This is a genomic window from Nonomuraea sp. CA-143628, from assembly GCF_050942315.1.
GTDB lineage: Bacteria > Actinomycetota > Actinomycetes > Streptosporangiales > Streptosporangiaceae > Nonomuraea.
In genome coordinates this window covers 6389367-6408570 of the sequence record NZ_CP192072.1, presented here as the reverse complement: position 1 = coordinate 6408570, position 19204 = coordinate 6389367, and the positions used below count along the sequence as shown (strand labels likewise).

Below are 19204 nucleotides of genomic sequence, written 5' to 3'. Positions count from 1 at the left end.
GGTCATGTGACGTACACCACCGATCACGGATGTCACACAGTGGCGAGAACCGGCGTCTTGTGCGTACAGCGCACTTGAGAAGCGAACAGGCAGGAGCCGGCCATGAACGAGCACAGCGAGCCGACGACAGGCACAGCCGAGCCGCTCGCCGGTCCCGCCCAGATGGACCCCGCCACCGAGGCGTTCGTCACCCACCGCAACCTGCTGTTCACCGTCGCCTATGAGATGCTCGGATCGGCCGCCGACGCCGAAGACGTCCTCCAGGAAACCTGGCTGCGGTGGATGACGGTCGATCTGACGCAGGTGCACGACCAGCGCGCCTACCTGGTCCGAATCACCACCCGGCGCTCGCTCGACCGGCTGCGCACCATGAAGCGCCGCAAGGAGGCGTACGTCGGCCCCTGGCTGCCCGAACCCCTGCTCACCACGCCCGACGTGGCCGAGAACCTCGAACTGGCCGAGAGCGTGTCCATGGCACTCATGCTCGTCCTCGAGACGCTCTCGCCGACTGAACGCGCCGTGTTCGTCCTGCGCGAGGTCTTCGACGTCGGCTACGACGAGATCGCGACCACCCTCAGCAAGACCCCCGCCGCCGTACGGCAGATCGCGCACCGCGCCCGCCGGCACGTCCAGGACCGACGCCCTCGCGAAGCGATCTCCCCCAGCCAGGCCCGGGCGGCTCTGGAGTCGTTGCAGTACGCACTCGAAACCAGGGATCTACAGGGCCTGCTCGACGTGCTCGCTCCCGACGTCGTCCTCATCAGTGACGGCGGCGGCGTCAAGCAGGCCGCGCCACGGCCGATCACCGGCGCCGAGAAGGCGGCCCGCTTCATCGTCGGCGGCCTCGGCAAGGCCCAGGTCACACTCACCGGCGACCCCACCGTGGTCAACGGCAACCCGGCACTCGTCCTTCGCGTGAACGGCGAGATCGACGGCGTCATAGCGATCCAGGTCGAGGATGCCCGCATCATCGGTCTCTACTACGTCCGCAACCCGCGGAAGCTGACCCGCATCGCGGCAGAGACCCCACTCACCCTGCGATGACCGGGCGCTCGCGACGGTTGACCCTGCCCCAGAGTCGATGCTTCTGCACCAAGACAGCTCACGCGCGTGGTGTGCCACGTGGCCCGGCCTGCCCTGCCGGCAACCAACCGAGTGAGGGTTGCTCACTACATCCCGCATCATGCGAAGTGCGGCCATAGAGTCACTACATCCGCTCTATAGCCTCAGATCCCAGAACCCCTGCCCTCAGTGCGGGGTCAGGCATGGATGTGCTCAGCGACCTTCGCCTGGAACGCCGCCACGGCCTCGTCACCCTCGGCGAGCGGCCGGCCGCCGGACAGCGTGTACCGCATGCCGCCGTCGTGGTCGCCCAGCGATAACCGATGAAACTTCGACCCGCTCTCCCCTGCTGCTCGTCAGCCCTGCCAGCGGCACGGATGTGGGACTCCAGCCGGATGCCCTAGCCAACTGGGCGACGGCCCCGCGAAGGAGGGGCCGAAAGGAATCGAACCTCTGATAACCGACAAGATTCGACCCGCACCACTGGCAGGACTGACGAGCGATCAGGTCTGGAGTCGGCACGGATATGGGTGACCCACCGGCCGTTTAGGTGCTCTAGGCCACTGAGCTACACGAACCGAAGTCCGCGACGGGATTTGAACCCGCGTCACCCGCTTGGAAGGCGATAACCGACGAGATTCGACCCGTGCCGACACCAGACCTGACCAGCTCACATGGCCGAGAAAGGCGCGGATGTATTGAGCGAGCACCGGAGGGATCCTTGAGTGAGAAAGATAACCGACGCTCATTCGACCCGCACCTTTTCCAGATCTTGTGAACTGCCTCCCACCGTAGCGATCGGCGTTACGTGTCACACCCCAATTTCTGTAGGGATCGGCAAGTTCGCGCGGTCCCGGCTACGTCCGTGGCCGTCGTCCTGCAACATGAACTCGTGTCCGCAACAGCGTGGCAAGCGAGGATGAAAGCGGGCGCTACGTTGTGCGGCAGCTCGCCGAAGCCGCGAATTCGCTGATCAGGCCGCCTGGACTGTTGGCCACGCTGAGGCATCCGCTCTTCCCAGCGAGCTCACGGTTTCGCACCTCCGCAGGTGCCGCACGCGGTCTTCCAGTCGTTCCTTCCGGCGCCCACTGACGTCGATACCCAGGCTCGTTGGCGTACACCCTGGCCAGGGCGGCGCGTTTGACCCTGCCCCACGGTCAAGGTCCCAGCATGGTGGCATGACCAACGCGTACGGGGATGAAGAGCAGGCGACGAGAGGCGACAGGACGATGCGGCACTTCACGGTCCACCACGACGGCGTCACGCTCCCGGTGACTCGCGGTGGCCGGGGACGACCGCTGGTCCTGTGCCCTGGACTGAACTCGACCCAGGCCCACCTGCACGAACTGGCCGAGCTGCTCCGGCGCGACCACGACGTGCTGACCTTCGATCTCCGGGGCCATGGCCTCGCCTCGGCCGCCGACCATTACTCCTTCGAGGCGTTTCTCAGCGATCTGACCGCCGTGCTGGCGGAGCTGGACGCGGTGCCCACGCTTGTGGGCTACTCGCTGGGCGCGGACCTGGCCGTACACTATGCCGCCGAGCATCCCGGCGCCGTCGCCGACCTCGTGCTCATCGACGGGGCGAACCCGGTGCCTGAACCGTTCATCACCGAGGCCCTGCTGCCGGATTTCCGCGCCATGTGGGCGGACCTGGCGACGCGGCAGCAGGCCGAGCGGGGCACCGCGCGTCAGGTGCTGCTCACCGCGCAGGAGATTCTCGACCTGAACATCGAGATCGATGCGGTCCGATCCAGGATCCTCGACCGGTACGAGAAGATCGACCGGCCCATCAGCCTCATCATGTCGACCTCGATGGCCGGCGACAGCGGCGAAGGGCACGCGCCGCGGTTCAACCGGAACTGGCGCGCCGGTGTCGAGCGGCTGATCCGCGAGCAGCCGCACCTCGTCACGTCCTGGCTCGACGCCGACCATCAACTGGTCTTCACCCATGCCCCGGAAATCGCGCAGATCATCCGAAGTACCCAAGCCGACCAGGCGACTTCTCAAGCAACCCCTGGGAGGCTGCTCTGATGCTGACGATCGGCGAGCTGGCGTCCTACGCCGGAGTGACGGTACGCGCGGTGCGGCACTACCACGCCAAAGGGCTGCTGCCGGAGCCGGAGCGAGACCACTCCGGCTACCGGCGATACGACGCGGGCGCCGTGGTCGAACTGATCAAGATCCGTACCCTCGCCGAGGCCGGAGTCCCACTGGCGCGCGTGCGGGAGCTGCTGCGGGCCGACGAGGCGGAGTTCGCCACGGCGGTCGCGGACATCGACAAGCGGCTGCGGGCGGAGATCCGGCAGCGACAACGCCACCGTGAGCGGATCGCCCGGCTCGCCTCCGGGGAGAGCTTGACGCTGCCCCCGGAGGTGGTCGGCTATCTCGACCGGCTGCGCGCGCTCGGGGTCGACGAGCGGATCGTCCGGGCAGAACGCGACGGCTGGATCCTGCTGGCCGCGCACTCCCCCGAGCGGGTCCCGGAGTGGATGGCACGCAAGCGGGAGCAGATCGCCGACCCGCGGCTCATCGATTTCTTTCTCACCCTGAGCCAGGCACTCGACCGGCTCGCCGGCGACCCACGGCTGGTCGAGCTGGCTGACAAGCTGGCCGCCTACATCACGCGGCTGGCCGAGGAGAAGGGCGAGGACTACGTCGACGACATCGACATGGAACCACCGCTCGTCAAGCTGATGGACACATTGGCGTTCGACACTGTGCCGCCGGCCCGTCGGCTGATCGAGCTGCTGAAGAAGCGCGGCTGGACCGGCTGGACGAAGCTCGAGCGCGTGGAGTCCACGCGGGCGACAAGTACGCCCGAGCCCTGACGCGCTACCGGGTCTTCCTGTAGGCGTCCTTGAGGCATATCTTCCCGTCGCGGAAGCGCCACAGGTCGATGCCGTACTCGCGGTACGGCGAGCCGCTGTCGGAGACGAGGTGGTACGTCCAGGTGCACACGGCCCATTCGCCGTTGACGAGCGGCTCACCCTGCTCGATGACCGCACCGGCGTCATGCTCGAACATGGCGCGGAAGCCATCGGCCAGCTCGGCATGGCCGCGGAAGGTGCGGCCCGGCTCGGGACCGACCGACGCGGCGTAGACCGCGTCCTCGGTCATCAGCTCCAGCAGCGCGCCGACGTCGCGCCTGGCCCAGGCGTCGGCGAAGCGGGCCAGGCGCTCACGCGGGCTCGTCTCGAACTCAGACATCGTCGTTGTACTCCTGTGCGAGGTAGGCGTCCAGGTCCGGCCCGCCGGGATTGGCGAGGACGTGCGTCATCCAGGCACGCCGTTCGAAGTCGGTGACGCTCAGCTCCCACACGCACCCGGCCGCCGGACTCGGGTGTGGCGCCAGGTGCCCGGGCCGGTCGGCGGGCGCGGAAAGGATCCGCTGGTGGACCTCGTTCTTCTCGGCCCACCAGCAGGCCAGCGCATAGCAGAGCCGAGGCGCGTCATGGGCGATGACGAACCCGACACCGTACCGGTCGGGCGCGACGGCAGGCGCGGGGAACACCGTTCGCGCGGTGCGCAAGGCGGCCTCGGCGACTTCAGCGCGGGCAGGTCGCCCGTGCGGCGCGATCGTGTAGAGCTTGACCACCCAGTCGCCCAGCTCGGCGCGGCGCAGGAAACGCACGCTGCGGGGCTGGTACGGGAGATCCGGTGGAGGCGGTTCCATATAGTTCTCCTTATTTAATAAGGTTGGATGAGATATCACCCTTATATATAGAGGCTATCGGAGGATTCTGTGTCTGTGCAGTCCCTGGACGCCATCAACCGCGTTCTGCTGGCGGAGCTCTCGCGCGACGGACGCAAGACGGTCCGCGCGCTTGCCACGCTCGTCGGGCTGTCCGAGCCTTCCGTGCGCGACCGGCTGGACAAGCTCTCCCAGGACGGGGTGATCACCGGCTACCGCGCGATCGTCGAACCGGCGGAGGTCGGCGCGGGCACGGCCGCGTTCGTCGCCCTCCGCTTCAGCCCCGAGCCCGGAGCCAAGGCGGAGGTCAACACGGCCTTGGAGCGGGAGCCGTGCGTGCTGGAGGTGCACGAGGTGGCAGGCGAGGACTGCTATCTGATCAAGGTCAGGGTGGGCACCACGGTGGAGCTGGCCGACGCGCTCGACCGTATCCGCGCGATCCCGGCGATCTCACACACCAACTCCACGATCGTCCTGCGCACCGTCTTCGAACGACCGATCACCATCGAGGGCGGACAGCCGCACTGAAGGATGCTCAGGCGTCGCCACGTACCGCGATGACGGCCTCAACCTCCACGGTGAGCTCCGGGCCGGCGAGTGCGGCGACGACGGCCAGGGAGTGCGCCGGGACGTCGCCGCCGGGATACCACTCGGCGAAAACCTCGTCCCGGGCGGTGCGGAAGCCGGGCAGGTGCTCGACGCCCGATACGAAGGTCAGCAGCTTCACCACGTCGTCCGGCGTCGCCTCGAACTCGTCGAGTACGGACCGCAGATTGGCGAACACCTGCCGGGTCTGCGACAGGGCGTCCGAGCCCGCGAGTGAGCCGTCCCGCAGGGTCCCCACCTGCCCCGAGACGAACACCAGCGTGGTGTTCTCCGGCACCGTGGCCACGTGACTGTAGTTGCCGATGGGTGCGGGCACGCCGACCGGGTTCCAACGCTTGGGCATCTCACTCACCTCGGGGTCTTCGCACCTCTCAGCGCGTTCGCTGCTCGTTCGACGTCAGAGCTGTTGTTGAAGTAGTGGAAGCCCACCCGCAGCCGGTCGCCGAGCAGGGTGGCGCGGACACCGTCTCGCGCCAGGCGGGCCTGGACCGCGTCCGGATCGGTGACGCGCACCACCGCGATATGGCTCTGAGAGCCGGGCAGGGGGGTGCCGGCCTTCGTCTCGGCCACGTGGGCCAGGAAGTCGGCGGCCAGCCGTAGGCAATGGCGCTCGACCTGCTCGGCGTCGAGGTCGAGCAGGAGGTCCAGTGCGGGCAGCGCGCCGACCCAGGAGAGCCAGGCGGGTGAGGTGTCGCAGCGCGCCGCGCTGTCGGCGCGGACGTACGGCCCGCCGAAGAATCCGTAGGGCGCCCCGGTGGACCGCCAGCTCGGCAGCAGGGGAACCAGTCCGTCGATGTGCTCGGGCGCTGTCACCAGCCAGGCGGCCCCGCGCGGGCACAGCATCCACTTGTAGCCGTGCGCGGCGAGGTAGTCGGGACGCACCCGCTCCATGTCGAGGTGGAGCGCGCCGAGCGACTGGGTCGCGTCGACGAACAGGCGGGCGCCCACGCCGTCGGTGGCCTGACGCAGCGCCGGCAGGTCGGCGCGGTGGCCGTCGATCGACAACACGTCGCTGACGGCGAGCAGGGCGGTGCGCGTGTCGAGCGCGGCCACGAGGTCCTCGGTACGGGTGTGGCCGTCCCTGGGTGGCACCGGCACCACCTCGTGTCCGGCGGCCTCCAGTTGCCACCAGGGGAAGAGGTTGCTCCGGAACTCCTGGGCGGGCACCACGATCCGTCCGGGCGGCAACGACTTGGCGACGGTCGCGGCGGCCTCGGCGGTCGAGCCCATCACGGCGATCCGTTCCTCGGCGATGCCCAGCAGCCGGGCTACAGATCTCTTGCTCGCGGCGGGGGCATGGTCCCATTCCCGCCAGTCGTGCTCCCCGTAGAGCCACGAGTCCAGGGCCGCCTGCAGCGCGTGCACGACGCCGAGCGCGGCGGGCGGGCTCGCCGGCGTGTCGAGCCACACGTGGCGCTGCAACGCGGGGAAGTGTGACCGGAACTGCTCGGAGCTGAGCATGTGATCCTTCCTCAGCGGATGTGTCGTGTTCGGCGGTTTGCAGCATGGCCCTCGCCGAGCACGTCGGCTCAAGGAACGCTTGCCTTTTCGCCATAGTCGAAAAGTTGCTTCGACAGTCCCGCGGTTCGCCGGCTCGCGGCATAGCGTGCGGTCATGGACGCCGACCGCGAGGACCTGCAGACACTCCTGCGCGGCCTGGACGTGCTGCAGGCCGTCGCCCACATGGACGGCCAGGCCACGGCCAAGAGCCTCAGCCGGCAGCTCGACCTCAGCCTCGGCCGCTGCTACCACATCCTGCGCACGCTCAAGGCGGGCGGCTACATCGTGCGACTGCCAGGGGGGCGAGTCGACGTCGGCCCGCACGGCGCCTCCCTCGGCCGCCGGCTCGGTGCCAGGTTCGAGCCCCTTCCCGAACTGTTCGCCGTCTTGGCCAGGCTGCACACGCGGACGCGGGAGACCTCCTATGTCAGCGGCTGGCATCATGGCGTCATCACCCTGTTGCAGTTCATCGCCAGTGAGCAGGCGCTCGGCGTGCGCGGCCTCGACGTCGGCTACACCGACGACCTGCACGCCCGCGCCTCCTGCAAGGCGGTGCTGGCGCACCTGCCGCGCGAGCAGATCGAGATCATGTTCCGCGGGGTCGAGCTCCGGCGGCTGACCGCGCATACCCACGGCGACGTCGACAGCCTGACCGTGGAGCTCGGCAACATCCGACGGCAGGGCTTCGCGCTCGACCTGGAGGAGTTCAGCGAAGGCGTCTGCTGTGCCTCCGCCGCCTACTTCGATCATGACGGTGCTCCGGCGGGCTCGTACACGGTGTCGGTGCCCGTGACGCGGTTCAGGGCCGCCCAGCGCGACCTGGTCGCCGCGGTGCAGGAGGCCGCCGCCATCGCGACGAACCTCCTGCGCGGCCATCACCTCGCGGGGCCCGGCCGCGGCTGAGCGGCTACCCACGCCGTCGCCCGCACGCCGGTCCGACCCCGTTGGCACCGCCGGTGACGACGGCCACTCGCGCTCACTTGACATGCAAGTAGCGGCTTGCCTATGGTGCGGCGTGTGGGTGACGTCTTCAAGGCCCTGGCCGATTCCACGCGCCGGACGATCCTCGACGAGCTGACCGACCGCAACGGACAGACGCTCTTCGAGATCTGCGCCCGGCTGTTCACCAGGCATGGGCTCGGTTCGTCGCGGCAGGCGATCTCGCAGCATCTCGACGTACTCGAGAGCGCCGGCCTGGTCGAGACCAGGCGCGAGGGCCGGTACAAGTTCCACTACATCAACACCGGACCGCTCGAACCGATCATCGAGCGGTGGCTCAACAGGCCAGAGAAGGACGCCGGCGACGGCGGCGATACAGACGACAAGAGGGGACCGACATGAGGATCAATCTGGCGAGCATGCTCGTTGACGATCAGGAGAAGGCGCTGCGCTTTTACACCGAAGTGCTGGGCTTCGTGAAGAAGCACGACGTCCCGATGGGCGAGCACCGGTGGCTGACCGTGGTGTCCCCGCAGGACCCGGAGGGCACCGAGCTGGTGCTCGAACCCGGTGATCACCCGGCGGTGAAGCCGTTCAAGGAGGCGCTGGTCGCCGACGGCATCCCGTTCACCTCATTCGCCGTCGACGACGTCAAGGCCGAGTACGATCGGCTCCGCGGCCTCGGCGTGCGCTTCACTCAGGAGCCCATCGACATGGGGCCGGTGACCACCGCCGTGCTCGACGACACCTGCGGCAACCTGATCCAGATCGCCCACCAGGCCGGCTAGCGGCGGGCGGTCAGTGCGGGATCTCGGTCCGGTGCGAGGCGAGCAGGTCCATCCCGAAATCTCCGTCCGGGTCCCGCCACACCGAGTGCGCGTGGTTGGCGGCGCGCTGGGTGTTGTCGTACTCGATGAGCAAGCGCGGGCCGGTGAGCCGGTAGTAGTGGGGCTCGCCCGGCGAGACGCTGCCGGCCCAGCCGAAATGTACGCGGTCGAGGTTGCTCTCGACGAGATAGTGGCGGCGGTAGGCGTCGGCGACCGGTGCCGGAGAGCGGTCGGTGTAGGCCGCCAGCAACTCGCGGAGCAGCCCGCGCTGCTCCCCCGTCATCTCGTGGGCGGGGACCCCTTGCGGGTCCTGGGTGAGCGCCATCGTCTCGTGGTCCTGCTCCGTGTAGCCGGAGTCGCGCTCGGCGGCTTCGTCGAGCCGGTGGGCCAGCGCGGACAGCTCCGGCGTGGGCAGAGGTCCGCGGAACAGGTCCCGCAGGTGCATCATGCGGTCGCCGGGGCGTACGCGGGCGCGGTTGCCCGAGACGATGTCGGAGATCGCGCGGGGGTGCAGCAGCGCCCGCGCCTGATCCCGCCTGCCGAGCGAGCCCATCACGGAGCGAGCCAGGTCCTCGGCCCCGCCGAGCGGGCGCAGCGTCCCGGCGAGCAGCGGCGATGTCGCGGGGTTGGCGCCCAGGAACGACGGTGTCGCCGCCGCGATCCGGCCCTCGTGAATCAGCAGGTTCACCGACACATGGTGGCCGCCGACACGCCACCCCCACAGGGGGTCGCCGGGACGGCCGAAGACGCGCACCCAGTACAGCCCCGGGTCGCGGGTACGCTCCCGGCCCCAGTCGACGCCCCACCCCTCCAGTTCGTCGAGAACGTTCTCCAGCCCCATGATGACGCAGGCGGTGGCGTACGCCGGGCGCGTCAGGCCGCTGGCCAGGAGCCGCATGGCGAGGCCCTGCCGCCGGGGCGAGAGCTCACCGAGCGGCACCCCGCCGTGGTCGGTGGGGGTGTAGAACCACCGGACCCGCTCGGCCTCGACAGCCGGGTCACCGAAAGGGATCAGCGCCGCTCGGGCGTACTGCGCTTCCGGGAGCGAGTCGAGGAATTCGGTCGCGACGCGGACCATGTCGTCCACGAGCGTCCGCTCCGCCTCGATCGAACCCGCATCCACCAGACCTGCCGCTTCCACGTGATCGGTGACCTTCTCGCTCACCAGACCCACCTCATCCCTATCGAAATGGTCCCTTTCGGGAGTCATACGGCGATACGTCCGGTTCCGCGACATCGAGCATAACCGTCGAACCGCCGGCTACCTAGCAAAAGACCGCCGGTATGTAAGATGTGGCCGTGACCTTCAAGCGCGCCCGCAACGACGAGCAACGCGGCGAACGACGGCGGCAGATCCTCGACACCGCCGCCGCGATGCTGACCGAGACGCCGGTCGCGAAACTGAGCCTGAACGAACTCAGCCGCCGCGCCGGCCTGGCCAAACCCAACGTGCTGCGCTACTTCGAATCGCGCGAGGCGGTCCTGCTCCAGCTCCTGGACACAGAGCTCCAGAGCTGGATCGCCGAACTGGAGCAGTCACTCGAACCCACCGACGGCACACCACGGCAACGCGGAGACCGGCTGGCCGCCATCCTGGCCAAGTCGATCACCGGGCGGCCGGTGCTGTGCGACCTGATCAGCACGCAGGCCGCGGTGCTGGAACACAACGTGTCCACCGAAGTCGCCATCCAGCACAAGAACGCCACCCTGCGCGCCTTCCAATCCCTGGTCCGGCCGCTTCTCCGCTACCTGCCCGAACTCGGCACACAGGACGCCTTCCGGCTCGTCGGACTGGCCACGCTGACGGTCAGCGCCGCCTGGCCGTACAGTCAACCCACAGAGGCGCTACTGGCCGCCTACGCCTCCGACCCGGCGCTGGCCCCCATGCGATGCGACTTCACCGATCTGGTACGCCAAGCACTGGAAGTGACCATCTCCGGCCTGCTCGCCCGTGGAGAAGACCTGCCGCTGGGGGCGGGCCCCCTCAGCTGAGCCCGCCGCGCGGCTCGCCTGTCAGACAGCGAGCGAGCGGACCACCTCCTCGTCCACGCCGATCCCCAGGCCGGGGCCGGTGGGCACGTGGGCGACGCCGTCGGTGACGGTAATGACCGGGTCCGTGGCGTACGGGCTGGTGATGAACTGCCGGCCGTTGAGGTCGACGGGCGTGTCCACGCCGAACGCGGCGAACAGGTGCAGCGAGGCGGCCAGCCCGATGTCGGACTCGGTGAGGCCGGAGCCCATCACGGCCAGGCCGCTGTCCTCGGCGAGCTGGCACTGACGCAGGGCCAGGGTCAGCCCGCCGCAGCGCTGCACCTTGGCGACGGCGACATCGATGGCGTCGAGCCGGACGAAGGTCGCCAGGTCGCTCGGGTGGCGCAGGCTCTCGTCCACGGCCACCGGGATGGGGCTGGCCTCACGCAGGCGGCGCAGGCCGGCGAGGTCGTTGGAGGGCACCGGCTGCTCGAAGACGGCGACGTTCAGATCGGTCAGGCGCCTGGCCACCCAGAGCGCGGCGGCGGCCGTGTAGCCCTGGTTGGCGTCCACCCAGAGCACGGCGTCGGGCGCGGCGGCGCGTACGGCGGTCACGATGGCCACGTCCTCGTCCTCGGTGTGCAGGCCGAGCTTGACCTTGACGTGGCGGTAGCCGTGCGCGCGGCCCTCGGCCACCGAGTCCGCGGCCTCGGACGCCGACTCGCCCGAGACGATCCAGGCCAGCTCGATGGTGTCGCGCCTGCGCCGGCCCCACAGCTCGCCGAGGGACACGCCCAGGCTCCGGGCGTAGGCGTCGTGGCAGGCCACGTCCACCGCCGCGCGCGCCAGCGGCATACCGATCGAGAACCCCTTGCTGATCGTGCGGTCGAAGGTGCGGCAGAGCCCGTCGAGATCCCACAGCGGGCGGCCGACGGCGGCCGGGGCCAGGTAGCCCTCGATGGTGGAGACGATGGACTCGGTGGTCTCGTACGTCCATGAGGGAATCGGGGTGGCCTCCCCCCACCCGACGGCGCCGTCATCGGCCGTGACCTTCACCAGGACCCTGATGGCGGGGCGGCCGCTCTGGACCACGGACCCGCCCGCGACGGCGAAGTCGCGCAGCGAGGGCAGGGCCACGGTGAAGGTCTCGACGCGTGCTATGCGGTTCATCAGTACCATTCCGACTTGTCCACCACATTGATCAGTTCGCGCCCGGCCACGAAGCGGCGGGCGTTCTCCAGCAGGACGGCGAAGCATCGCTCCGAGGCGTGCGGTCCCACGCCCGCGACGTGCGGGGTGATGAGCACGTCGGGACGCCGCCAGAGCGGGTGGTCGGCGGGGAGCGGCTCGGTCTCGAAGACGTCCAGGGCCGCGCCGGCCAGGTGGCCCGAGGACAGGGCGGCGGCCAGGTCGTCGAGCCGGACGATGGGCCCGCGGCCGACGTTGACCACGTACGCCCCCCGCTTGGCCAGCGCCAGCCGGCGCGCGTCCAGCAGGCCCTCGGTGGCGGGGGTGTGCGGGATCGTCAGGATGACCAGGTCCGCCTCGGGAAGCAGCCGGTCGAGCGCGTCCGGTGGCAGCACCTCGGCGAAGCCCGGCATGGGCCCGCCGCGCCGGGCGTCCGTGCCCACGACCCTGGTGCCGAACGCCGCCAGCAGCCTGCCGACCTCGCTCCCGACCGCGCCCACTCCCACGACCAGAGCCGTCGCCTCGCTCAGGGGCAGCACGGCGCCGGGGTCCCAGTCGGGCGCCCAGCGCGCGCGGGCCTGTTCGCGGGCGTACCTGGGCAGCTCCCTGGCCAGCGCGAGCACGAGCGCCAGCGTGTGCGCGGCCACGTGGTCGGTGTAGGTGTCACGCATGTTGGTGACCTGTACGGGGTGCGCGACCAGGGCCGGATGGTAGAACGACGGAGGCGGCCCGGCCTGCGGAGCCTGCAGCCAGCGCAGCCGCCCGGCGTGCGCGAGCAGGTCCGCGGGCAGCGTTCCGTAGGCGGCGTCGGCCTCCGCCAGCGCCTCGGCCGCCTCCGCCGGGGTCTCCGGCCGGAGGACGACGAGCTCCGGCACCGCCTGCTCCAGCCGGGCCCGCCAGTCCGCGGTGGCCGGACCTTGCGGCGGCAACAGCACCAGGGTGGTGCTCACGCCCTTCTCGCGAGGCCGGACTCGGTGATCTCGTACCGCAGCGGCTCGCCCGCGAGGTAGCGGACGAGCTCCTCGGCCATCGCCTCGCCGTGGCGGCGCCGCTCGTGGCCCAGGCTGCCCGCCACGTGCGGGGTGACGACGATGTTCGGCATCGTGAACAGCGGCGACCCGGCGACGGGCGGTTCCGGGTGGGTGACGTCGAGGACGGCGAACAGGTCGGTCCGCCGGCTCAGCACGTCCACGAGCGCGGCCTCGTCGACCAGCTGGCCGCGCGCCGAGTTGATCAGGGTGGCGTCGTGCTTCATCGACTCCAGCAGCGCGGCGCCGATCATGCCGTTCGTCTCGGGGGTGAGCGGGGCGTGCAGGCTGACCACGTCGGAGGTGGCGAACAGCTCCTCGAGGCCGACGAGACGCACCCCGAGCCGCTCGGCCTCCGCCGGGTCGGCGTACGGGTCGTGGGCCTGCACGTCGAGCTTGTGGTGGGCGAGCAGCCGCGCCGTGGCCCGGCCCGTGGCGCCGAGCGAGACCAGCCCGACCGTCGCGCCGTAGGCGCCCAGCTCGGGTCCGCGCGGGGCGGTGGCGGCGGCGGCGCGCGCGGCCAGCACGTAGCGCCAGCCGTGCTTGAGCGCGTACAGGATCTGCGACAGCGCGAACTCGGCGACCGGCTCGGCGTTGGCCGTAGCCGCCGTGGTGACCCGCACTCCCCTGGCCCACATCTCCGGGGTCACCATCGAGCGGATGGAGCCCGCGCCGTACAGCACCAGTGAGAGTTTGGGCGCGGCGGCGAGAAACTCGGCGTCCAGCTTGGGCGCGCCCCACCCGGTCACCAGGACCTCAAGGCCGCCGAGCACGTCGGGAGTGAGCTTGTCGGCGGTGAGCAGCGGCGAGTCGATGCTCAAGTGCTGCTCAAGCGCGGTCCGGGCGTCCGGGCCGTAGACGTCGTCGAAGCGGTTCGGGTCCATCACATAAAGGCCGTTCAGCATTGTCTCTCCTTGTCCTTAAAGTCCTTCAAGCGAGCCGCCGCCCGCACACTGGCCAGGCGGGCGGGTGAGCCCAGCCCGGCATGGTAGTAACGCAGCTGCCGCGCGCCCCCGGCGACGAGGTCGGCGGCCAGAGCCGGGATCCGGGCGTGCCCGTCCTCCAGCACGGTCAGGTTGGCGACGAGCGGGACGTCGGTACGGCTCGCCGCGGCCTTCATCTGGGCCAGGGCCGCCTCCTCCTGGCCCCAGCACTTGAGCACGTACGCGTCGGCCGGCGCGTCGAAGGTGGCCAGGTCGATCCCCACGTCGGGGCCGGTGACCTGCGGGTCGTCGGTGGCCATGAGCAGCAGCTCACGGCCGCCGGCCAGCGCCGCCACGTCCCGGACCAGGCCGGCGATGACCTGTCCGCGGTGACCGTACACCGCCTGGGCACGCTCTCGGCCGAGCACTTCGTCCAGGCTCGTCCCGGCCGGGACGCCCCGCTGGAGCTCCCCGTCCACGGCGGCGCGCACGTCGCGCGCCAGCTCCTCGATGTCCAGGCCGCGCCCGGCCAGCCCGGCCCGGCAGGCCGGGCACAGGCACAGGGACAGCAGCGCCTTGCCGCAGGCGGACAGGCCGGCGCCGGAGGTCTTCTCGTGGTGGCCGGCGTGCTCCATGCCCAGCCAGCCGCACGCCTCCAGCATCAGCGCGGGCACGTCGTACTGCTCGCACACCTCGCCCACGAGCGTGAGCGCGTACTCGTGGACGGCGGGCTGGGCGGGGCAGAGCGCGTAGGGGTAGGACTCGCCGTAGGCGTTCGTGACCGTCAGGTCGGGCGCTTCTCGGCCCAGCACCGACGAGTGCGTGAGCACCAGCCAGGCCTCCGCCCGCAGCCCCGCCCCGGCCAGCGCGGCCAGCGCCGTACCGAACCGGTCCTCGTCGGCCACGCCCCAGCTCGGCGGGTACGGCCGCAGCCGCCCGCGCCAGCGCTCGGGACGCAGCCGGAAGTAGGCCGCCGCGTGGTCGGCCTGCACGATCCGGTGACGCGGATGCCACGGGGTGACGCCCCGGACCGAGTGGTAGGCGGCCTGCAGGGTCACCGTGCTCACGCCCAGCCCGGCGATGCGCTCGGCCGCCGCGGGGTCGCCCACGACGTCCCAGGTGTAGGCGAACGCCCCATGCCTCACGCGGTCATCCTTTCGTGGCGCCGGCCAGGCCGCGCGTGAAGTAGCTCTGGAAGAACAGGAAGATCATCAGCATCGGCAGGAACGAGATCGTCATCCCGGCGGCGAACCCGGTCCAGTCCGTCGCGTGCTCGCCCTGGAAGGACAGCATCCCTACGGCGAGGTTCTGCAACTCGGGCTGGCCGAGGGTGAACACCAGCGGGATGTTGAACTCGTTCCAGCTGCTGATGAACTGGAAGATGACCACCACCGCGATGACCGGCTTGGCCAGCGGGAGGATGAGGCGGAAGGTCTTGAGGAAACCGGCCCCGTCGAGCTTGGCCGCCTCGAACAGGTCGGTCGGGACACTTGAGAAGAACCCGACGAACAGCAGGACGTAGAGCGCGCCGGCGCCGCCGGACATGGCCAGGATGACCCCGGCCCGGGTGTTCAGCAGGCCGAGGTTCTCGATCAGCACGAACTGCGGCACGATGATCGAGGCGACCGGGATGAACAGGGTCCCCACGATCATCCGGTAGAGCAGGGTCCGGCCCGGGAACTCGTACCTGGCCAGCACATAGCCGCACAGGGCCGCCTTGACCAGCTCGACCAGGGTCGAGGCGACCGAGTAGAGCACCGTGTTGAAGAAGTATCCGGAGAACCCGGCGTTGACCCAGGCCCGGACGAAGTTGTCGAAGTTCAGCTGGTCGGGCAGGAGGCTCGCGCCGCTGGTGAACATCCCCGCCTGGGTCTTGAACGCGGCCGAGATCGTCCACAGGAAGGGATAGACCCACACGAGCCCGACGACCAGCAGGATCGGCAGGGCGATGAGATTGGCCCGCACGGCATGGCTGCGCCGGGCCGTACGAGTGGTCGCTGCCATCAGACGCCGTACTCCTTCCTGAGTCGCTGAGCCCGGCGGACCGCCAGGCCCTGGGCGGAGACCAGGACGAAGGCGATGACGGAGAACAGCAGCGCCGCGGCCGAGGCGTAGCCGTAGGCGAACGGCACCGAGCCGAAAGCGTTCTGGTAGATGAAGTAGGACACCACGTAGGTGCTGGTGCCAGGCCCGCCCGCGGTGAGCGTGACGACCAGCCCGAAGACGTGCATGGCGTTGACCAGGCCGAGCAGGGCGATGATCACGGCGACCGGTCTGATCATCGGCAACGTGATGCGGGTGAGCTTCGTCCACTCCCCCGCGCCGTCGATGGCGGCCGCCTCATAGACCTCCTCGGGCACGTTCTGCAGCGCCGCGATCCAGTAGATCATGTACTGGCCGAAGATCTGCCAGATGGAGACGAGCACGAGCACGACCAGCGCGCTCCACCGGTTGGCGAACACGTCGAACCCCTGGTCGACCAGGCCGAGGTCGCGCAGGATCGCGTTCAGCGCGCCGTTGGACGGGTTGAGCAGGTAGGTGAACACCAGCCCCGCCATGGCGACGGGGATGATGAGCGGCGCGAAGAACATGGTCCGGAAGATCCGCTTGCCGCGCAGCCACTTGCGGGTCAGCACGATCGCCGCCAGCAGCGAGATCGGGAGCTTGATGACGGTCGTCAGCAGGGCGAAGACCAGCGTGTTGACCACCGAGAGCCAGAACAGCGGGTCGGCCAGGATCGTGCCGTAGTTGCCGCCCCCGACGAATTTGTCGATGGGGCCGACGCCCGACCAGTCGAAGAAGGAGTAGTAGATCGTCGCGATCAGCGGCCAGATGGTGAAGCCGAGATAGAGCAGGAGGAAGGGGGCCAGGAAGACGAGCAGCCAGACCCTCTCGAGGCCGCGGACGCGCTCGCGGGAGTGATCGGGGCGCTCTGGCACCCGCTTGGCGGGCGACCGGTCCCGGTCCGTCACCCTTTCCCTCTCGGGGGCGGGAGCGGTGGTTGTCATGGATGTCCTCACGAGGAGTCCGGTCAGTTGCGGTACATGTCCGAGGTGTAGTCCTTCGTGTACTCCCAGTCGGGGAAGGTGTAGCAGTCCATCGACACCTTCAGGCCACTGGCCGCCTCCTGCTTGAGCCCTTCCTCCAGAGCGGTCTGCCGCTGCTTGGCGATGGCGGCGCCCGTGCTCTCCAGAGGCTGGCCGCTGGTCAGCGCCTCACCCATGGCCTCCCACTCGCCGTCGGGGGTCTTCGCCACCGCGTTGACGTACGCCTTGGACTTGGCGATGTCGGGGCACTTGAGCAGGGGCACGGGAAGCTGGACCCGGTAGCCCGGCTTTCCGCCGATCTCCATGACCTGCCTGAGCGCCGGGTCGGTGACCATCTTCTGGTTGTCGACGTAGGCGAGCGTGCCGAAGGCGCTCTTGTAGTACTGCTTGACGAAGTAGCCGTTGGGGTCGGTCATCCACTGGATGAAGGTCCACATGGCGTCGGGATGCTTGGTCTGCGAGCTGACCCAGTACTTGTTGTTGTCGTACTTGCGGCCGGCCGCGCCGGTCTGCCCGGTGTCGGGGTTGACGCGTGGCGCCACCACGTACTTGTCGCTGCTGAAGCCCTGGCTGGCCCACACGCTCGGCAGCCAGGTGCCGTCGAACATGATGCCGGCCTGATCGGCGGCGAACTGCTGGCGGGAGAAGTTCTTGTCGTTGGTGCCGGGCGCCAGGTAGCCGGCCTTGCTGAGCTCCTGGATGAAGGCGAAGGTCTTCGTCTGCGCGGGCTGGGTCACGTCGAACTTGCCGGTCTTGTAGTCGAAGAACTCGTCCGTCGCGACGCTGCCGATCAGCCCGTACCAGATGCGCTGCATGTCCACGCCCTTGGTGGGAGCGGCGATGCACTGCGCCTTGGTCTTGGCCTTGATCTGCGCGCAGGCGTTCTTGAGGTCGGTCCAGGTCTTGGGCGGGCTGTTGACGTCCAGCCCGGCATCCTGGAAGACCTTCTTGTTGAGGAACATGTAGCCGGAGCCCCAGTACAGGTTCTCCGAGAACGGGAAGCCGTAGGTCTTCCCGTCCTGGACGTTGATGCCTTCCAGGAAGGACCCCTCCGGCCAGCGCTTGGTGAAGTCGGCGGGGATGGTCCCGCTCGGGTTGAGCGGGCGAATCCACTTCTGGTCCGTCAGCTGGGACAGCCCGAGAGCGTTCCAGTAGAACATGTCCGGCGCCTGGTTGCTCTGGAAGGCCAGGGGCAGGGTCTTCATGTACTCGGACTGGGTGATCGAGCGCCACTCGATCTTGATGTCGGGATGTTCCTTGGTGAACTGGGCGCCGATGTCCTTGTGGAAGTTCACCTGTTCGGCGGAGAAGTCCCAGATCCGCAACGTGGTCTGCGAGCCACCTCCGCTCGGGTTGCTCGAGGTACCGCACGCCGACACGAGCAGAGACGCCATGGCTGCGGTCGCCATCACGGCGGTCAAACGCGGACGGGGGATCATGGACCCTCCTAAAGAGGCGGAGGTCAGAGGGGGGTCGGGTGGCTGGTAAGCGCTTACCCGAGGGTGGGTCGAGAGTAGCCCGCCTCATTCCCCGATTCAAGGCTTGTGAGAAAGCGGTTTCAGATGGATGCTCAGCGATGAAGTCTGTCTGACCCAAGATGTACAAGCGCTTTCTCAACTTCAGGAGTACGTGTGCGCCTGCTCGCCTTCACCAAGCCCTTCGGCTCCATCGACGCCCCCGAGCTGGCCGAGGCCGTCGCCTCGGTGGGCGCCGAGGGGGCGGACCTCCTCGTACGTGAGGGCCAGACGGTCGGCCCGGCCGACCCGGACGGCATCGCCGTCGTCGCCGCCGAACTCGGGCGCCGCGGGCTCACCCTCGACGTCGTCACCACCGACTTCCTCGACGCCGACGCCGACGCCGAACGGCTCATCGCGGCCTGCGGCGAGGCCGGCGTCCCCCTCGTACGGACGGGCTTCTACCGCTACGACCCCGCCATCGGCTACCACCACCAGCTGAAGGAGGCCAGAGCCGCGCTGACCCGCCTGTCCGCTCTCGCCGCCCGGCACGGCGTGCGGGTGGCGATCCAGCTGCATCAGGGTACGATCCATCCATCCGCCGCGCTCGCCCTCGCACTCGCCGGCGACCTGGATGACGTGCGCTTCTACGCCGACCCCGGCAACCAGGCCAAGGAGGGCAGCGAGGCATGGGCGCTCAACTTCGATCTGCTGGGCGATCGGATGGCCTGCATGGGAGTGAAGAACGCCGCCTGGCGATCGGGCCCGGACGGCTGGACGTGCGACTGGCAGCCGTTCGCGGACGGGGGCGTGGTCCGCTGGGCGGAGATCATCCCCGGGCTGCGCGAACGCGGCTACGCCGGGGTGCTGTCGCTGCACGTCCACTACCCGACGGCCGACCCGGTGGCGGCCGTACGGAGAGATCTGGATCATCTGCGCGGGCTGCTCGGCTGACAGGCGCACGGG

General features: G+C 69.4%; 21 protein-coding genes. 9 read left to right on the top strand and 12 right to left on the bottom strand.

Annotated elements, in window-relative coordinates; genetic code table 11:
* Positions 1 to 102: 102 nt before the first annotated feature.
* The 3 genes from ACQP2T_RS29350 to ACQP2T_RS29340 all read left to right on the top strand — a co-directional run bounded on the left by ACQP2T_RS29350 (position 103) and on the right by ACQP2T_RS29340 (position 3892).
* A complete protein-coding gene (locus ACQP2T_RS29350; RefSeq protein WP_433519272.1) occupies positions 103 to 1044 on the top strand; it encodes an RNA polymerase sigma-70 factor in 942 nt (313 codons plus the stop codon).
* A 1196-nt stretch (positions 1045 to 2240) separates the two neighbouring features.
* Positions 2241 to 3095: an alpha/beta hydrolase gene (locus ACQP2T_RS29345; protein ID WP_433519271.1), complete on the top strand. Its 855-nt coding sequence runs from the start codon at positions 2241 to 2243 to the stop codon at positions 3093 to 3095.
* Positions 3095 to 3892, top strand: coding sequence for a MerR family transcriptional regulator (locus ACQP2T_RS29340; protein WP_433519270.1), 798 nt, complete (start codon positions 3095 to 3097; stop codon positions 3890 to 3892). The genes ACQP2T_RS29345 and ACQP2T_RS29340 overlap by 1 nt, the downstream gene beginning before the upstream one ends.
* A gap of 4 nt (positions 3893 to 3896) precedes the next feature.
* On the opposite strand, the gene ACQP2T_RS29335 is transcribed toward ACQP2T_RS29340, so the two are convergent.
* Together ACQP2T_RS29335 and ACQP2T_RS29330 are read right to left on the bottom strand one after the other, a co-directional pair.
* The gene (locus ACQP2T_RS29335; protein ID WP_433519269.1) at positions 3897 to 4271 is read right to left on the bottom strand and encodes a nuclear transport factor 2 family protein; all 375 of its coding nucleotides are present in this window, start codon (positions 4269 to 4271) and stop codon (positions 3897 to 3899) included.
* Complete coding sequence (locus ACQP2T_RS29330; protein WP_433519268.1) at positions 4264 to 4737, bottom strand: hypothetical protein; 474 nt, start codon at positions 4735 to 4737, stop codon at positions 4264 to 4266. The genes ACQP2T_RS29335 and ACQP2T_RS29330 overlap by 8 nt, the downstream gene beginning before the upstream one ends.
* 69 nt (positions 4738 to 4806) lie before the next feature.
* Here ACQP2T_RS29330 and ACQP2T_RS29325 point away from each other — a divergent pair, with 69 nt between their 5' ends.
* Positions 4807 to 5283 (top strand): Lrp/AsnC family transcriptional regulator, encoded by a 477-nt coding sequence (locus ACQP2T_RS29325; protein ID WP_433519267.1) that lies wholly within the window; start codon positions 4807 to 4809, stop codon positions 5281 to 5283.
* Positions 5284 to 5290: 7 nt separating this feature from the next.
* Here ACQP2T_RS29325 and ACQP2T_RS29320 read toward each other — a convergent pair whose 3' ends face one another.
* Positions 5291 to 5704, bottom strand: coding sequence for a RidA family protein (locus tag ACQP2T_RS29320; RefSeq protein ID WP_433519266.1), 414 nt, complete (start codon positions 5702 to 5704; stop codon positions 5291 to 5293).
* 5 nt (positions 5705 to 5709) lie between these two features.
* On the bottom strand, positions 5710 to 6822 hold the full coding sequence (locus ACQP2T_RS29315) for an aminotransferase class V-fold PLP-dependent enzyme (RefSeq protein ID WP_433519265.1): 1113 nt from the start codon (positions 6820 to 6822) through the stop codon (positions 5710 to 5712).
* 153 nt (positions 6823 to 6975) lie between these two features.
* Between ACQP2T_RS29315 and ACQP2T_RS29310 the strand changes: the two genes are divergently transcribed.
* The 3 genes from ACQP2T_RS29310 (at position 6976) to ACQP2T_RS29300 (ending at position 8588) form a co-directional block, all read left to right on the top strand.
* The gene (locus ACQP2T_RS29310) at positions 6976 to 7764 is read left to right on the top strand and encodes an IclR family transcriptional regulator (protein ID WP_433519264.1); all 789 of its coding nucleotides are present in this window, start codon (positions 6976 to 6978) and stop codon (positions 7762 to 7764) included.
* Positions 7765 to 7878: 114 nt separating this feature from the next.
* A complete protein-coding gene (locus ACQP2T_RS29305) occupies positions 7879 to 8202 on the top strand; it encodes an ArsR/SmtB family transcription factor (RefSeq protein ID WP_433519263.1) in 324 nt (107 codons plus the stop codon).
* Positions 8199 to 8588 carry a VOC family protein gene (locus tag ACQP2T_RS29300; protein ID WP_433519262.1) on the top strand — a complete coding sequence of 130 codons (390 nt, stop codon included), beginning with the start codon at positions 8199 to 8201 and terminating at the stop codon, positions 8586 to 8588. The genes ACQP2T_RS29305 and ACQP2T_RS29300 overlap by 4 nt, the downstream gene beginning before the upstream one ends.
* A 10-nt stretch (positions 8589 to 8598) precedes the next feature.
* On the opposite strand, the gene ACQP2T_RS29295 is transcribed toward ACQP2T_RS29300, so the two are convergent.
* On the bottom strand, positions 8599 to 9792 hold the full coding sequence (locus ACQP2T_RS29295; protein WP_433519261.1) for a DUF3500 domain-containing protein: 1194 nt from the start codon (positions 9790 to 9792) through the stop codon (positions 8599 to 8601).
* Positions 9793 to 9926: 134 nt separating this feature from the next.
* Between ACQP2T_RS29295 and ACQP2T_RS29290 the strand changes: the two genes are divergently transcribed.
* Positions 9927 to 10619, top strand: coding sequence for a TetR family transcriptional regulator (locus ACQP2T_RS29290; protein ID WP_433519260.1), 693 nt, complete (start codon positions 9927 to 9929; stop codon positions 10617 to 10619).
* A 21-nt stretch (positions 10620 to 10640) separates the two neighbouring features.
* On the opposite strand, the gene ACQP2T_RS29285 is transcribed toward ACQP2T_RS29290, so the two are convergent.
* The 7 genes from ACQP2T_RS29285 to ACQP2T_RS29255 are packed head-to-tail and all read right to left on the bottom strand — an operon-like array spanning position 10641 to position 18223.
* Positions 10641 to 11768: a mandelate racemase/muconate lactonizing enzyme family protein gene (locus ACQP2T_RS29285; protein ID WP_433519259.1), complete on the bottom strand. Its 1128-nt coding sequence runs from the start codon at positions 11766 to 11768 to the stop codon at positions 10641 to 10643.
* Positions 11768 to 12736, bottom strand: a complete 969-nt coding sequence (locus tag ACQP2T_RS29280) for a D-2-hydroxyacid dehydrogenase (RefSeq protein ID WP_433519258.1) — start codon at positions 12734 to 12736, stop codon at positions 11768 to 11770. Before ACQP2T_RS29280 ends, ACQP2T_RS29285 begins: the two co-directional genes overlap by 1 nt.
* Complete coding sequence (locus ACQP2T_RS29275; RefSeq protein WP_433519257.1) at positions 12733 to 13719, bottom strand: hydroxyacid dehydrogenase; 987 nt, start codon at positions 13717 to 13719, stop codon at positions 12733 to 12735. Before ACQP2T_RS29275 ends, ACQP2T_RS29280 begins: the two co-directional genes overlap by 4 nt.
* Positions 13713 to 14882, bottom strand: coding sequence for a hypothetical protein (locus ACQP2T_RS29270; protein WP_433519256.1), 1170 nt, complete (start codon positions 14880 to 14882; stop codon positions 13713 to 13715). The genes ACQP2T_RS29275 and ACQP2T_RS29270 overlap by 7 nt, the downstream gene beginning before the upstream one ends.
* A 4-nt stretch (positions 14883 to 14886) precedes the next feature.
* Positions 14887 to 15741, bottom strand: coding sequence for a carbohydrate ABC transporter permease (locus ACQP2T_RS29265; protein ID WP_433519255.1), 855 nt, complete (start codon positions 15739 to 15741; stop codon positions 14887 to 14889).
* Positions 15741 to 16745 carry a carbohydrate ABC transporter permease gene (locus ACQP2T_RS29260; RefSeq protein ID WP_433519254.1) on the bottom strand — a complete coding sequence of 335 codons (1005 nt, stop codon included), beginning with the start codon at positions 16743 to 16745 and terminating at the stop codon, positions 15741 to 15743. Before ACQP2T_RS29260 ends, ACQP2T_RS29265 begins: the two co-directional genes overlap by 1 nt.
* Before the next feature lie 23 nt (positions 16746 to 16768).
* Positions 16769 to 18223, bottom strand: coding sequence for an ABC transporter substrate-binding protein (locus ACQP2T_RS29255; RefSeq protein WP_433519253.1), 1455 nt, complete (start codon positions 18221 to 18223; stop codon positions 16769 to 16771).
* Positions 18224 to 18415: 192 nt separating this feature from the next.
* On the opposite strand from ACQP2T_RS29255, the gene ACQP2T_RS29250 reads away from it, so the two are divergent.
* Positions 18416 to 19192, top strand: coding sequence for a sugar phosphate isomerase/epimerase family protein (locus ACQP2T_RS29250; RefSeq protein WP_433519252.1), 777 nt, complete (start codon positions 18416 to 18418; stop codon positions 19190 to 19192).
* Positions 19193 to 19204: the final 12 nt, after the last annotated feature.

Coding starts and splice junctions, on each gene's coding strand:
- ACQP2T_RS29350 (WP_433519272.1), top strand. CDS start 103: ATGAACGAGCACAGCGAGCCGACGACAGGCACAGCCGAGCCGCTCGCC.
- ACQP2T_RS29345 (WP_433519271.1), top strand. CDS start 2,241: ATGACCAACGCGTACGGGGATGAAGAGCAGGCGACGAGAGGCGACAGG.
- ACQP2T_RS29340 (WP_433519270.1), top strand. CDS start 3,095: ATGCTGACGATCGGCGAGCTGGCGTCCTACGCCGGAGTGACGGTACGC.
- ACQP2T_RS29335 (WP_433519269.1), bottom strand. CDS start 4,271: ATGTCTGAGTTCGAGACGAGCCCGCGTGAGCGCCTGGCCCGCTTCGCC.
- ACQP2T_RS29330 (WP_433519268.1), bottom strand. CDS start 4,737: ATGGAACCGCCTCCACCGGATCTCCCGTACCAGCCCCGCAGCGTGCGT.
- ACQP2T_RS29320 (WP_433519266.1), bottom strand. CDS start 5,704: ATGCCCAAGCGTTGGAACCCGGTCGGCGTGCCCGCACCCATCGGCAAC.
- ACQP2T_RS29315 (WP_433519265.1), bottom strand. CDS start 6,822: ATGCTCAGCTCCGAGCAGTTCCGGTCACACTTCCCCGCGTTGCAGCGC.
- ACQP2T_RS29310 (WP_433519264.1), top strand. CDS start 6,976: ATGGACGCCGACCGCGAGGACCTGCAGACACTCCTGCGCGGCCTGGAC.
- ACQP2T_RS29300 (WP_433519262.1), top strand. CDS start 8,199: ATGAGGATCAATCTGGCGAGCATGCTCGTTGACGATCAGGAGAAGGCG.
- ACQP2T_RS29285 (WP_433519259.1), bottom strand. CDS start 11,768: ATGAACCGCATAGCACGCGTCGAGACCTTCACCGTGGCCCTGCCCTCG.
- ACQP2T_RS29275 (WP_433519257.1), bottom strand. CDS start 13,719: ATGCTGAACGGCCTTTATGTGATGGACCCGAACCGCTTCGACGACGTC.
- ACQP2T_RS29265 (WP_433519255.1), bottom strand. CDS start 15,741: ATGGCAGCGACCACTCGTACGGCCCGGCGCAGCCATGCCGTGCGGGCC.
- ACQP2T_RS29260 (WP_433519254.1), bottom strand. CDS start 16,745: ATGACAACCACCGCTCCCGCCCCCGAGAGGGAAAGGGTGACGGACCGG.
- ACQP2T_RS29255 (WP_433519253.1), bottom strand. CDS start 18,223: ATGATCCCCCGTCCGCGTTTGACCGCCGTGATGGCGACCGCAGCCATG.